We start from the raw sequence: 13,480 nt of genomic DNA, 5'->3' as shown, positions 1-13,480 counted from the left end.
AATTAATCAAATAATGTACAAATTAAAATATGGTGATATGATAATATTTTTATTTATAATTATTTTTTCTATTTTTTATGCTAGGAATTTAATATCAAATAAAAGCAGTAAAATAATTATAGATTCTTATGATAAGTCTTTTAGATATGATTTGAATACCGATAGAGAAATTATAGTCAATGGATTGTTAGGAGAATCTAAAATAATTATAAGTAATGGACAGGTTATGTTTAATTCTTCACCTTGTAGAGATAAATTATGCATTAAATCTGGAATACTTAAAAATTCCCCTATAATATGTATGCCCAATGGTATATCTATAAGATTTGAAAAAAATGTAGAGAATGATATTGAAATAGACTCTGTAGTTCAATAGGAATTATTTATGGTATTTTTAGAAAGTATAAAATTTCATTCTGGTAAAAGAAGAATATATGATGTAATATTTTTTGCCTTTATATCATCATTTATCGCGGCAGTAGAAAATATGTTTCCAAGACCTATACCATATTTTAGAATAGGTTTTTCTTTTATTGTTGTATTGATGGTTATAGATGTATTCAGCTTTAAAGAATTATTATTATTAATATTAATAAAGAATGTATCCGTCGCTTTGGTATTCGCTTATATATTGACTCCTCCTTTTTATTTGGGATTATGCGGAGGTATAACATCTATTATAGTTATGAAATTAATGAGTTATTTTAAGAATGCTTTTTCTATTTTTGGAATAAGTTTAATAGGAGCTTTAATAAGTAATTTATCTCAGGCATTTCTATCTAAATATTTATTTAAACTTCCTGATATTAGTTTTTTAATAGTCCCTGTATTTATATTATCACTTATTACTGGAAGTATTGTAGGTATTATCACTATGATATTATTTTTAGACAAGAAAAACGATATTATTAAGTGATATTTTCATAATAATAAAGGCTGACATCAAATATTAATGCCAGCCTAGAAATTATAAAACTATTTTTTTATTAATAAACTCCATTATAAGCATCTAAATAAATCTGTTTTAATTCTTTCATAAGTGGATAAACAGGGTTAGCACCAGTACATTGATCATTAAATGCCTGTTCTACTATTTCATCAAGTTTAGCCATGAAGTCTTTTTCAGCTATACCATATTCTTTAATAGACAAAGGTATATCCAATTCTTTTTTAAGTCCATTTATAGCCTTTATCAAATTAGCTACTTTCTCAGTATCGTTTTTACCGCCAAGTTCAAGTATATCAGCTACAGAAGCGTATCTTGCTCTTACATGAGGATATTTATATTGAGGGAATAAACCTTGTTTGCTAGGCTTTTCATTAGAATTATATTTTACAACCTGACATATAAGAAGAGCATTAGCAAAACCATGAGGTATATTGAAAGCAGCACCCAATTTATGAGCCATAGAGTGACAAATACCTAAAAATGCATTAGCAAAAGCCATACCAGCTAAAGAAGCGGCATAATGCATATACTCTCTAGCTTCAGGATTTTCAGCACCTTCCTTATATGAAGAAGGTAAGTATTTGAATATAAGTCTAATAGCTTTTTCAGCATTACAATTAGAAAATTCTGTAGCACATATAGAAGCATAAGCCTCAAGAGCATGAGTTAAAGAGTCAATACCACTTGCAGCACATAAGCTTTTAGGCATGCTCATAACTAAATTAGCATCTAATATAGCCATATCAGGAGTTAAAGAATAATCAGTGATAGGATATTTAATATGAGTAGCATCATCTGTTATAACGGCAAATGGAGTAGTTTCAGAACCTGTACCAGATGTTGTAGGTATAGCAACAAATTGAGCTTTCTTTCCTAATTCTCCAGCATCGCATATTCTTTTTCTTATATCCATAAATACCATAGCTATATCTTCAAATTTAACTTGAGGATTTTCGTATAATAACCAAGCAATTTTTCCAGCATCTATAGGAGAACCTCCTCCCAATGATATAATTACATCAGGTTCAAAAGCATTAGCAGTTTTTACTATATCTCTTACCGTACTTAAAGTAGGATCTGGTTTTACATCAGAAAATACAGTATATTTAACTCCTATATCATCCAATACTTTAGTAACATTATCAGTAACACCCAATTTATAAAGAGGTCCATCTGTTATGATTAATGCTCTTTTCTTATTAGCATATTCTCTTAAAGCAACATCTAAAGAACCTCTTTTTAGATATATTTTTTCTGGTACTCTATACCATAACATGTTTTCTCTCCTTGAAGCTACAGACTTGATATTTAAAAGATGTTTAACACCTACATTTTCACTAGTAGAGTTTCCACCCCAACTTCCACATCCTAATGTCAAAGAAGGCTCTAATCTGAAGTTATAAACATCTCCTATAGCTCCCTGAGAAGAAGGCATATTTATAAGTATTCTTCCTGTAGGCATTCTTTCATAGAATTTAGCTATTCTTTCTTTTTGATTATCTTCATCAGTGTATAATACAGAAGTATGTCCAAGTCCTCCGAATACTATTAAACTATGTGCCTTATTCAAAGCATCTTCATAATCTTCAGCTTTATACATGCCAAGTACAGGTGATAATTTTTCATAAGAGAAAGCTTCATCTTTACTTATAGAACTAGCTTCTCCTATAAGTATTTTAGTTTCTTCAGGAACAGTAATTCCAGCCATTTTTGCTATAACATGAGCAGGCTGACCTACTATTTTAGCATTTAAAGCTCGATCTATTATTATTACTTTACTTAATTTTGCTTTTTCTTCTTTATTTAAAAGATAAGCTCCTCTGTAAACAAACTCTTTTTTTACTTCTTCATAAACACTTTTTACAACAACTACAGTTTGTTCACTTGCACATATCATACCATTATCAAAAGTTTTACTTAAAATAACAGAGTTAACAGCCATTTTTATATTAGCAGTTTCATCTATAATAGCAGGAGTGTTTCCAGCACCTACGCCTAAAGCAGGTTTTCCGCTTGAATATGCAGCTTTAACCATACCAGGTCCGCCTGTAGCTAGAATTAAATCTATTTCAGGGTGACTCATTAATCCTGCTGAAAGTTCTACAGTAGGTTCTTCAATACAGTTGATTAATCCATCTGGAGCACCATGTTCTACAGCTACTTGATTGATTATTTTACAAACTTCTGCAGTACATTTTTTTGCTCTTGGGTGAGGTGAGAATACTATAGCGTTTCTTGTTTTTAAAGTTATCAATGCTTTGAATGCTGCTGTTGATGTAGGGTTTGTAGTAGGTACTACTCCAGCTATAATACCAATAGGCTCAGCAACTCTTTTCATTCCCATTGCTATATCTTCAGTTATAATACCGCAGGTTTTTGTATCTTTATATTTATTATAAATATATTCTGAAGCAAAATGATTTTTTATAACTTTGTCTTCTACTATACCCATACCTGTTTCTTCACAAGCCATTTTAGCTAGAGGTATTCTTCTACTATTAATAGCTATCGCACATGCTTTGAATATAGCATCTACCTGTTCCTGAGTAAAACCAGCATATACAGCCTGTGCTTTTTTAGCCTTTGCTATTAAATCATCAAGTACTGAATTGCCGCTTTTTCCCTTTGATTCTTTATTCATCTTTATCTCCTTAATATAAATTGTGATAAGCTTATCATATATAGTAGCATATATTAACATAAAGTCAATACTATAGTTGTTATAAATACTCTATATATACAAAAAAATATAGGGTATTTATAATTTTCTGTAAATGTTATTATGTTTTTTATTATATTGTTGAACATGTAGTATTTTTTATAAAATATTGTTTTATAAGTATAGATGAATCATATATAATACAAAAACTACATATGATACTTATATGAAACTTCCTTTAAGTTTAGTATTACCAAGTAAATGCTTTTCTATAGTAGCAGCTATTGAAACGAAAGACTCCATTACACCTATATTCACATTTTTTCTTAGATTTTTACCATAAGCAAGTATTGGTATATACTCTCTTGTATGATCACTTCCTTTGTATGTTGGATCGCATCCATGATCTGCCGTTATGATAAATAGATCATCATCATTTAGATTTTCTAACATTTCTGGTATATATTTATCGAATTCCTCCAGGGCATTTTTATATCCTTTAGGATCTCTTCTATGTCCATAGAGCATATCAAAATCAACTAAATTTGTGAATATTAATCCTTCATCAATTTCCTTAATAGCATTAATCGTTTTTTCTATACCATCAAGATTGTTTTTATTTGTTTGTCTATTATCGGTGATACCTACACCTGCAAATATATCACTTGTTTTTCCTATTCCTACAACGGGAAGATTATTATTTTTTAGTCTGTCAAGTATAGTTTCACCGCTTGGAGGAACAGAATAATCATGTCTTCTTTCAGTTCTTTTATAATTTCCCTTACTTCCTATATATGGACGTGCTATAACTCTTGCAACTGGAGAGTATTCATTACATATTTCAAGAGATTTTTTACATATTCTATAGAGTTCATCTATAGGTATTATTTCTTCATGTGCTGCTATTTGAAGTACCGAATCGGCAGAAGTGTATACTATTAAAGAACCATTTTTTAACTGCTCATCTGCATAATCATCTATGACTTCTGTACCAGAATAGGGCTTGTTACATACTACTTTCCTTCCAGAAAACTCTTCTATTTTTTTTATAGTGATTTCTGGAAAACCATTCGGATATGTATTAAAAGGTTTATCTGATACAAGCCCCGCTATTTCCCAATGTCCTGTAGTTGTATCTTTTGCTTTAGAGGTTTCTATAGCCTTACCATAATAGCCTATAGAATTATCGTTTTTTGATACGCCTTCTATATCTATTATATTTCCAATACCCATTTTTTCCATATTTGGGATATTTATTCCGCCATTAACTTTTGCCAAATTAGCAAGTGTATTGACTCCTTTATCCCCAAATGATTCAGCATCTGGTAATGCTCCTACACCGCAACTATCAACTACTATTAAAACTGCTTTCTTTTTATTCATTTGATTATCCTAATTTTTATATTTATATTATAATTAACCATTTGATATTAATAAAATAAAATATTATATCTAATAAAAACTTGTGCGGATATGTTTTTTTATTAGTAATCAATAAAAAAAGATTAGCATATGAAATAAAAGCAATATAAAAAAATGGGACAGTATTAAAACTATCCCTATTTATAAATAATAAAAGTAATATTCAAAGTTATTTATTATTATTTTTTACATCCTTTTTTCTTTTCCAAACCTATAGCATCAGCCAATTCCTGATCTATAACAACAACAACATCATCATGAAGTTTAAGGAAAGTAACAGGGCATTTTGTTGTAACTTTATCATTTGTAAGAAGTTCTTTCATAGCAGCAGCTTTACCTTTACCTATAGCAGCTATAACTATTTTTTTCGCCTTTAATATTCCTCCCATACCCATACTGAATGCTTCTCTAGGTACATCTTTTTCTGAAGTGAAGAATCTAGAATTAGCTTTAATAGTTTTTTCATCAAGTTTTACACATAATGCATCTGCATGTAAAGCCTCATTAGGTTCATTAAAAGCTATATGTCCATTAGGTCCTACCCCTAATAACTGCAAATCTCTAGGCAATTTGTTTATTTTATCATTAAATTCTTTTAATATTTTATCTTTATCTCCTATGCCTTTAGGTACGAAAGTATTTTTTTTATCTATATTAATATGATCAAATAAATTTTTATTCATAAAGTATCTGTAGCTTTGATCATTTTTAGGATCCAATCCTTTATATTCATCTAAATTAACGGACTTAACATTCTTAAAATCTATTTCTTTTTTTTCATAGGCTTTTATTAAGTGAGGATATACAGCTTCAGCAGTACCTCCTGTAGCAAGCCCTAAAGTAGCATCTTTTTTTACTTTTAATAAATTAATAATTTCTGCCGCTGTTTTTTTTCCAACTCCATTAGCATCTTTGGCAATGATTAATTTTAATCCCATAATCATATACTCCTTTTTTATTTGTGTTTTTTCATAATTCTCTTATTTACAATTATAACATATGTATTATTTATTATCAAATATAATAATTTTTATTTATTTTTTTATCATGATATTTACTATATATTTCATAGATATTTACATATTAAAAAATTTTATGTAATAAAATATTCTTGAAATTTAAATATCCTTATTATATCATATCTGCATCTATTGATAAAATAAGGATAATTGTATGGATATTATAAAACCTAAAAGTATAATATTTGATTTTGACGGTACTTTGGTTGATAGTGAGAGTTTATATACTAGAGCATTGATTCATGTTTCTAATGAGATGAATGCTCTTAAAAATGTTGATTTTAATTCTTTGGCTGGCTATCAAACTAAAGATATTGATAATATATTAAGAAGTCAAGGGCATTATATCCCTGATAATTTTTTCAAAGAGGCTGAAATTTATTTTTATAAAATCTTAGATACAGATTTAGAAACTTTTGACGGTGTTATGGAATCATTGGAAAGATTAAAAGATATTGATATTGTTATAGCATCCAATAGCAATATAGATTATGTTACTAATATCTCTGATAAAAAGGGTATATCAAAATATATAAAAGGCTATTCATGTCATAATGAAAAATTAAAAGCGAAACCTGAACCTGATTTATTTTTGTATGCATTTGAACTTTTAAAAAATTACAATAATGAATTAAAAAAAGATGATGTATTAATATTTGAAGATAGTTTGGCTGGTATTGAAGCTGCTGAAATGGCTGGTATAAAATCTGTTGCTATTACTAATACTTACAGCAGAGAAAAGTTACTAGAAAAAGGGGCTTCTATAGTTTTAGATAAAATAGATGAAATATTTAATTATATAGAAATATAGATAGGATTAATTATGCTGAGAGATATGTTATATGGAAAAATACAAATTAAAGATAGTATAGAAGATTGGGAAGAAGTTTTAAGAATTGCTTCTCAACCTCTTTTAGATGCTAAAAATATAGAACCTAGATATGTAGATTCTATTATAAATGATGTTTATAAAAACGGTCCTTATATAGTTATAACTGATGGTGTAGCTATTGCTCATTCAAGCCCTAAAAATGGTGTTATAAAAACTTCTATAAGTTTATTAAAGGTTAAGGAAGGGGTTAATTTTTATCAAACTGACAAAAAAGTATATTTATTTTTTGCATTTGCCGCTGAAGATTTTGACAGTCATCAAGATTCAATAGCTGAGCTTGCAACTTTTCTCGATAATGAAGATTTATTAAAAAGTATGATAGAAGAAGATTTAACAGAAGAAGAGATTTTGAATTTATTTAATTAATTATAAAAAGAAAGGGGGCTTCATTAATATGATGCTCCCTTTATTTGTTAAAATTTTACATATCAGCTATGAATTTATACATAGGGAATTTTTTGCATAAAGTAGCTACTTTTTTAGCAATAGCATTAATCATCTTTTCATCATTGCTATTACTTAAAACTTCATCTATGTACTGAGTTAATTCCATAACATCTTTTTCTTTTAATCCTCTTGTAGTTATAGCAGGTGTTCCAAGTCTTATTCCGCTTGTAACCATTGGAGATTCAGTATCATATGGTATTCCATTTTTATTTATAGTTATATGAGCTTTATCTAAAACAGTTTCTGCAAGCTGTCCTGTTATATTTTTAGATTTTTTTACATCAACTAATACTAAATGAGTATCAGTACCGCCTGAAACTAATTCATAACCTTTTGCAAGGAACATATTAGTCATAGCTTCAGCATTTTTTACAACCTGCTCCTGATATTTAACAAATTTAGGGTCTAAAGCCTCTTTAAAACATACAGCCTTAGCAGCTATAACATGCATTAAAGGACCGCCCTGTATTCCAGGAAATATAGTTTTATCTATTTTTTTAGCTAACTCTTCTTCTGTAGAGATAATGTATCCACCTCTAGGACCTCTCAAAGTTTTATGAGTAGTACCTGTAACAAAATGAGCATAAGGTACTGGGCTAGGGTGAACACCTGCAGCAACTAATCCTGCAATATGAGCCATATCAACCATTAAATAAGCACCAACTTCATCAGCTATCTCTCTGAATTTTTTGAAGTCAATAAATCTAGGATAGGCACTTCCGCCTGCTACTATTAATCTAGGATTAACTCTTTTTGCTATATCTCTAACTTCATCATAATCAATTTGCATTGTATCTTTTCTTACATTATAATGCTCAAAATTATATATTTTTCCAGAGAAATTAACATTCTTACCATGTGTTAAATGTCCACCTGAATCTAAAGATAATCCTAAACAAGTGTCTCCCGGTTTAAGAATAGCCATATAAACTCCCATATTAGCTTGGGAACCAGAATGTGGCTGTACATTTATGAAAGGCGCTTTGAATAATTTTTTAGCTCTTTCTCTAGCTAAATCTTCTACAACATCTACTTCGCTGCATCCTCCATAATATCTTTTTGATGGATAGCCTTCAGCATATTTGTTTGTGAATATAGAACCTTGTGCTTCCATAACTGCACGTGAAACTATATTTTCACTAGCTATAAGCTCTAAACCATTAACTTCTCTTTTATACTCATTTTTCATTGCGGCAAAAATTTCTTTATCAGCACTCTTTAAAGGAGCTTCTGATACATAATATTTAGGTGCAGCTACTTTTTTTTCTGCAGCTTTTACTGTTTTTTTAGATGCTGCTTTTTTTGTAACAACTGTCTTCTTAGCAGATTTGGAAACCTTTTTTAACGAAGATTTATCTGCTACTTTTTTCTTAGATACAGCCATATTTCCTCCATAAGATTTATTATTTAATCAAATTTTTATTTGAATAATGATATACCAATATAGTTTTTTTTTCAATTGTTAAAATTGTATTATATATAATTTTAGATTTTTTTGATAAAAATATTTTTTGTATTTTGATATTTATAAAAATAAAATATTTTCTTTTTCAGCTATTGATTTTTTTTTCTAAAATGTTAGAATATACTAACAAATTAAGTCATGTTATTAACTTTTAGAGGGTTGAAATGAGATATATAATAGTTATATATATTTTAGTAGCTAGTGTTATTTATTCTTATACTTCAAAAGATATAAATAATTTTTATAACAGATATTACTCATCTAGTTATAATATAGGAGAAATAGAAAAAAATAATTCTCAGACATATAAAAATATAGTTAATCTAATAAAATCAAAATCTATAAAAGATGAAAAAGATAAATACAATTATCTAAAAGAAGCTATAGATCAGAATAAAGATTATATAAAATCTAATGATATTGATTATTTAATAAGTGTAAGTGAACTTATGAATTATATTATTTATTATTCTAAAGTACCTGAAATAATAAAATTTGGTTCAAAAAGTAAAGAGATATATAATAAAATTTTAGAAAAAGATGAATCTAATTTTTTTGCTCTTTTAGGAACGGCTATAGGGTATATGCATACTCCAGCGATAGCAGGCGGAAGTATTAAAAAGTCATTTGAATATTTTAATAAAGCATTGGGCAATTCTAAAGAGCAGTATCAAAAGTATTTATCATATGTTTGGCTATCTCAATACTATTTTAAGATGAAAGATGATGAAAATTATAAAAAATATATTGAAATGAGTAAAAATATATATCCTAACGGAGAATTACTAAAGGAGGCATTAGAGAGAAATAATAATAAAAACAAATCATTATAAGAGTTTCTAAAGAATAAGATTTAATTGAGTAGGGTTGTATAAAATATTTTTGTTTTAATTAAAATTGTAAAGTTGTTAAAAAAATATAAAAATAAAGTAAGGATAAAAATATGAGACGTTTATATTATATTCTAGCAGCTTTAGTATTGAGTGTATATGCTGCATTTTCTTATACTGTTCTAGAAGATTTTAATGATTTTTTAGTTGATGAAAATCAATTAAGAGTTAGATTAGATAGATTTGGAGTTTTAGCAGGCTCTTCTAATGTAAGATTTATGATTGGTGTTACGGGAGAAACCGCTGGTGTATTATTTGATAATGTTGATGATGGAATTAAGGGTGGAATAAGTAAATTCAGACCTGCTGCAATAGTAGGAATAGGATATAAAAATGATAGTTTTGGTATTGGAGTTGGATATCAATTTAAATATGTATCAGGAAGTTGGCAGGCACATACACCTATAATTACAGCAACTGCATTAAATGATAATCTAAGAATTAATATACCTGTTACAATAGGTGTAGGAAGCGGAGAAGTTAATGACGGAGATATTGCAGTATCAACAGATATAAGATTAGAATATTATACTGGAAATAGTATATTCAGTAGATTAAGAGTTAATTTAAAATATGGTATGTATTCTATGAAAGCTAATGAGAGCAGATATACAGCTATAAAAGGTATGCCTCCTATCGTTCAGTTTCAGGAACCAAATTATGGATTTACTAAAGATACAATGGGACAGTCTATAGGAATAGATGTTAGAGGGTATTTTATAGCTGCAACAGATCCTATATTGATAGAGCCCCAAATAAGAGTATTATATCAAGGTTCTGTACAAGATTTTAAAGGTACAGGATACAAAGTTAATATACCCGGAGGAAAAGGAACAAAAGAAGGAAATGTTAGTTTTGGTTCTTATAATATAGATGCATCAAATCCTTATGGAGCTTTTGAACTTGGCAGTGGTCAAGGTAGTTCGCCATTGCCCCCTTGGTATGATTTTACTGCACATAATATCATTTCTACAATGGAAGGAGCTTCTGTAAAAATAGGCGGAACAGAATATTATATAACAAAACCGCAATTTATTGGTGTATCTGTTCCTGTAGGTTTTACTGCTGAAAATGACTTTATATCTCTTTATTTAGAGCCTGCAATTTCTTTTTCGATGCTTACAGGTGGTATAAATAAATATGTTACAACTTCAAAGCCTGTTAGAATGCCTCCTGTATTCTATTCTGTTGGCTATTTAGTTTACGGGGAATTAACAATAAGCCCTCTTCCAAATTTGGAATGGTACTTTGAAGCTCAGATTGGAGGTGCTACTACTATTGATGCAATTGGAAACAGTGCTGATAACGGACTTGCATTCAATGGAAGTACAGGTGTTACTTGGAAATTTTAATTAGCTAAATTATTGATATTGGGAAATATATTATTGGGTATTTTGTATTATAAATCAAAATACCCAATATGAAAAACAAATATGGCTTTTAATATGGATATTGTAAATACTGATAATAAGATAAATAAAAAAATAGATTATGAAAAAAAAATGGTGTTTTATATGATTGAATTGTATTGCAAATATGAACATAGTGAATATCATAAAAATCGTACTAAAACATTTGGAAATAAAAGTATTTGTAAGGAATGTGAAGATATTTATAATTATGCATGTGAAAGAACTTCTAAATGCAGATTTATTTCTACAAAAACATTTTGCAGTGCTTGCAGTTCTCATTGCTACAAAAAGGATATGAAAGAAAAAATAAAAAAAATAATGACTTTCTCAGGAAAAAGAATGCTTTTTCATAAGCCTATTTTGGCATTAAAGCATGTGGCTGTTATGATAAAACATAATATAAAAAATAATAAGCAAAATAAAAAAAGTAATTTTAATGGTGTATTATGAGAATATTGTTTATATGTTTAGGTTTTCTTTTTGTAGGTATCGGAGCAGTTGGTATAGTTGTACCTATTCTTCCTACAACGCCTTTTCTTTTGCTTGCATCATTCTTTTTTGCTAAGGGTTCTAAAAGATTCCATGATTGGTTTATGTCTACAAAATTGTATAAGAAGCATTTAGAGAGTTTTGTTCAGTCAAGATCTATGACTTTAAAATCTAAACTTACTATACTTTTGCCTGTTAGTGCTATGTTAATTATTACTTTTATTTTTGTTAATAATTTGCATGCTAGGATTGTTCTTGTTATTTTATTTATTGGAAAATATTTATATTTCTTTACTCAAATAAAGACTATAAAAGAAGATGAAAGCAATAAAGAAACTTTTAATAAAATCAAAGATAGAGAATAAATTTAATTATTATCAATTTAATAATATTAATAAACTATTATTTTATAATAATTATGGGAGAACATTTTTATGAAAATATTGAAATATGTTTTTATATTTTGTATTATATTTCTAGCTTTATTTAATAATAAAATTTATTCTGAAGAAAATCAGAATTCAGATAAAAAAGAAAATATAGAAAAAAAAGGTTTATCTTCAGGATTGGATAATAGATTTTTTTCCATAGGATTATACAGCAGTTCTGACTCTATAAAAACAAGTGTCAATGTAGAATTTGGATTTAAATTATTTAAATTTAATAATTTTGAGATGAAAAGTTTTACTTCTATTATCGGTTCAAAAATTTACGATGAAAGCCCTCAAATGTATACACTAGGTTTTATGCAGAAATTTACTTTTGGAAATAGAGATGAATATACAGGAAAGATAACTATATCTAGATATGGTTTTACTTTTTTTAGTTTTGGTTTTTTATCTTTTGATCCTGATAAAAGCGGAAAATTTTTATTTAGTTCTCCATATTATTGGGAAGTAGGAGGAGGAGCTGGTTTCAATATAAATGTAAGTAAGCATGTAGCAATAGTATTAGAGTTTGGAGGCGGTCTGCATTTAGTTCCTAATGGAAAAGAACTTGGGTATTCTGATAAGATAAATAAAGCTGGTTTTGGGAGAATAAGCGTTGGAGGAAGGTATTATTTGTAAATTTATTATGTTTGTTGCTTTCTCCTAATAGTTAATAATTGCTTAGTAAACATAATATTACTAAGCAATTGTTTTTTATTTACTTTATTAAAATATTACCAAGTTTTTTTTATTTCTTTTAAAATGGATTCGGTTAATTTGATAGTATTAACATCATCTTCTATTGAAACAAACCTTTTATCCTTACCTAATATACATTTTGCAAAATGTTCATCTTCCAATTTGAGAGGATTATCTCTATGTATAAATACTCTTTCTATTATAGATTCTTGTTTATAATTAATTCCTACAGAAGTTTTTATATTACTTTGACTTGCTGCCTGTCTATGTATAGTTATATCCTGAGTGGCATAATCTAATATAAAATATGCCTCTTCTGTACTTATAGCTAATGTTCTTATTTTTTCCTGAGTTACTCTGCTTGCACTTATCGTAGCTATCGTTGAATCTTCAAATTCAAGTAATGCACTTGCAATATCTTCATTATTAGTTCTTATTCTTTTTCCACTTGCTGAAAATCTTACAATAGGTTTCTTTACGAAAGATGTTACTATATCTAAATCATGAATCATTATATCAAATACCACTCCTACATCTGTAATACGAGGAGTAAAAGGAGCTAATCTTCTGGCTTCTATTAAATATGCTTTTTCTATTATATGATGAAGTTCTTGAACGGCACCATTAAATCTTTCAACATGTCCTACTTGAAGTATAACATTTTTCTCATTAACTATTTCTTCCAATTCAACGGCTTGGGCATAAGTTT

14 protein-coding genes are annotated in these 13,480 nt (G+C 28.2%); 9 read left to right on the top strand and 5 right to left on the bottom strand.

From position 1 onward, the window contains the following. Positions 1-13 precede the first annotated feature (13 nt). Complete coding sequence (locus Q1J76_RS02050; protein WP_300366067.1) at positions 14-376, top strand: NusG domain II-containing protein; 363 nt, start codon at positions 14-16, stop codon at positions 374-376. Positions 377-385: 9 nt separating this feature from the next. Then, positions 386-916 (top strand): Gx transporter family protein, encoded by a 531-nt coding sequence (locus Q1J76_RS02045; protein WP_300366065.1) that lies wholly within the window; start codon positions 386-388, stop codon positions 914-916. A gap of 70 nt (positions 917-986) precedes the next feature. Here the strand turns inward: Q1J76_RS02045 and adhE are convergent, their stop codons facing one another. The 3 genes from adhE to Q1J76_RS02030 all read right to left on the bottom strand — a co-directional run bounded on the left by adhE (position 987) and on the right by Q1J76_RS02030 (position 5,968). Further along, entirely contained in the window at positions 987-3,590 is a 2,604-nt protein-coding gene (gene adhE, locus Q1J76_RS02040; RefSeq protein WP_300366062.1) for a bifunctional acetaldehyde-CoA/alcohol dehydrogenase, read from the bottom strand. Positions 3,591-3,830: 240 nt separating this feature from the next. Continuing rightward, positions 3,831-4,991: a phosphopentomutase gene (locus Q1J76_RS02035; RefSeq protein ID WP_300366059.1), complete on the bottom strand. Its 1,161-nt coding sequence runs from the start codon at positions 4,989-4,991 to the stop codon at positions 3,831-3,833. A 218-nt stretch (positions 4,992-5,209) separates the two neighbouring features. Continuing rightward, a complete protein-coding gene (locus tag Q1J76_RS02030) occupies positions 5,210-5,968 on the bottom strand; it encodes a glucosamine-6-phosphate deaminase (RefSeq protein WP_300366056.1) in 759 nt (252 codons plus the stop codon). Positions 5,969-6,203: 235 nt separating this feature from the next. On the opposite strand from Q1J76_RS02030, the gene Q1J76_RS02025 reads away from it, so the two are divergent. Both Q1J76_RS02025 and Q1J76_RS02020 read left to right on the top strand, forming a co-directional pair. After that, a complete protein-coding gene (locus Q1J76_RS02025; RefSeq protein WP_300366053.1) occupies positions 6,204-6,860 on the top strand; it encodes an HAD family hydrolase in 657 nt (218 codons plus the stop codon). Between the two features lie 12 nt (positions 6,861-6,872). Further along, complete coding sequence (locus tag Q1J76_RS02020) at positions 6,873-7,307, top strand: PTS sugar transporter subunit IIA (protein WP_300366050.1); 435 nt, start codon at positions 6,873-6,875, stop codon at positions 7,305-7,307. Between the two features lie 55 nt (positions 7,308-7,362). On the opposite strand, the gene glyA is transcribed toward Q1J76_RS02020, so the two are convergent. Further along, positions 7,363-8,772, bottom strand: coding sequence for a serine hydroxymethyltransferase (glyA, locus tag Q1J76_RS02015; RefSeq protein WP_300366047.1), 1,410 nt, complete (start codon positions 8,770-8,772; stop codon positions 7,363-7,365). Positions 8,773-9,017: 245 nt separating this feature from the next. On the opposite strand from glyA, the gene Q1J76_RS02010 reads away from it, so the two are divergent. The 5 genes from Q1J76_RS02010 to Q1J76_RS01990 all read left to right on the top strand — a co-directional run bounded on the left by Q1J76_RS02010 (position 9,018) and on the right by Q1J76_RS01990 (position 12,711). Then, complete coding sequence (locus Q1J76_RS02010) at positions 9,018-9,686, top strand: hypothetical protein (protein ID WP_300366044.1); 669 nt, start codon at positions 9,018-9,020, stop codon at positions 9,684-9,686. Between the two features lie 110 nt (positions 9,687-9,796). After that, positions 9,797-11,095, top strand: coding sequence for a variable surface protein VspJ (locus tag Q1J76_RS02005; RefSeq protein WP_300366041.1), 1,299 nt, complete (start codon positions 9,797-9,799; stop codon positions 11,093-11,095). A gap of 93 nt (positions 11,096-11,188) precedes the next feature. After that, positions 11,189-11,605, top strand: coding sequence for a nitrous oxide-stimulated promoter family protein (locus tag Q1J76_RS02000; RefSeq protein ID WP_300377834.1), 417 nt, complete (start codon positions 11,189-11,191; stop codon positions 11,603-11,605). Continuing rightward, the gene (locus Q1J76_RS01995) at positions 11,602-12,009 is read left to right on the top strand and encodes a YbaN family protein (protein WP_300366035.1); all 408 of its coding nucleotides are present in this window, start codon (positions 11,602-11,604) and stop codon (positions 12,007-12,009) included. Before Q1J76_RS02000 ends, Q1J76_RS01995 begins: the two co-directional genes overlap by 4 nt. A 69-nt stretch (positions 12,010-12,078) precedes the next feature. Next, positions 12,079-12,711: a hypothetical protein gene (locus Q1J76_RS01990; protein ID WP_300366031.1), complete on the top strand. Its 633-nt coding sequence runs from the start codon at positions 12,079-12,081 to the stop codon at positions 12,709-12,711. 95 nt (positions 12,712-12,806) lie between these two features. On the opposite strand, the gene Q1J76_RS01985 is transcribed toward Q1J76_RS01990, so the two are convergent. Beyond that, the coding region (locus tag Q1J76_RS01985) for a Gfo/Idh/MocA family protein (protein WP_300366028.1) at positions 12,807-13,480 on the bottom strand (674 nt) is incomplete at its 5' end.

The organism is Brachyspira sp. (genome assembly GCF_029258575.1).
GTDB lineage: Bacteria > Spirochaetota > Brachyspiria > Brachyspirales > Brachyspiraceae > Brachyspira.
The sequence above is the reverse complement of the archived record's forward strand: the minus strand, read 5'-3'. Positions and strand labels throughout refer to the sequence as shown.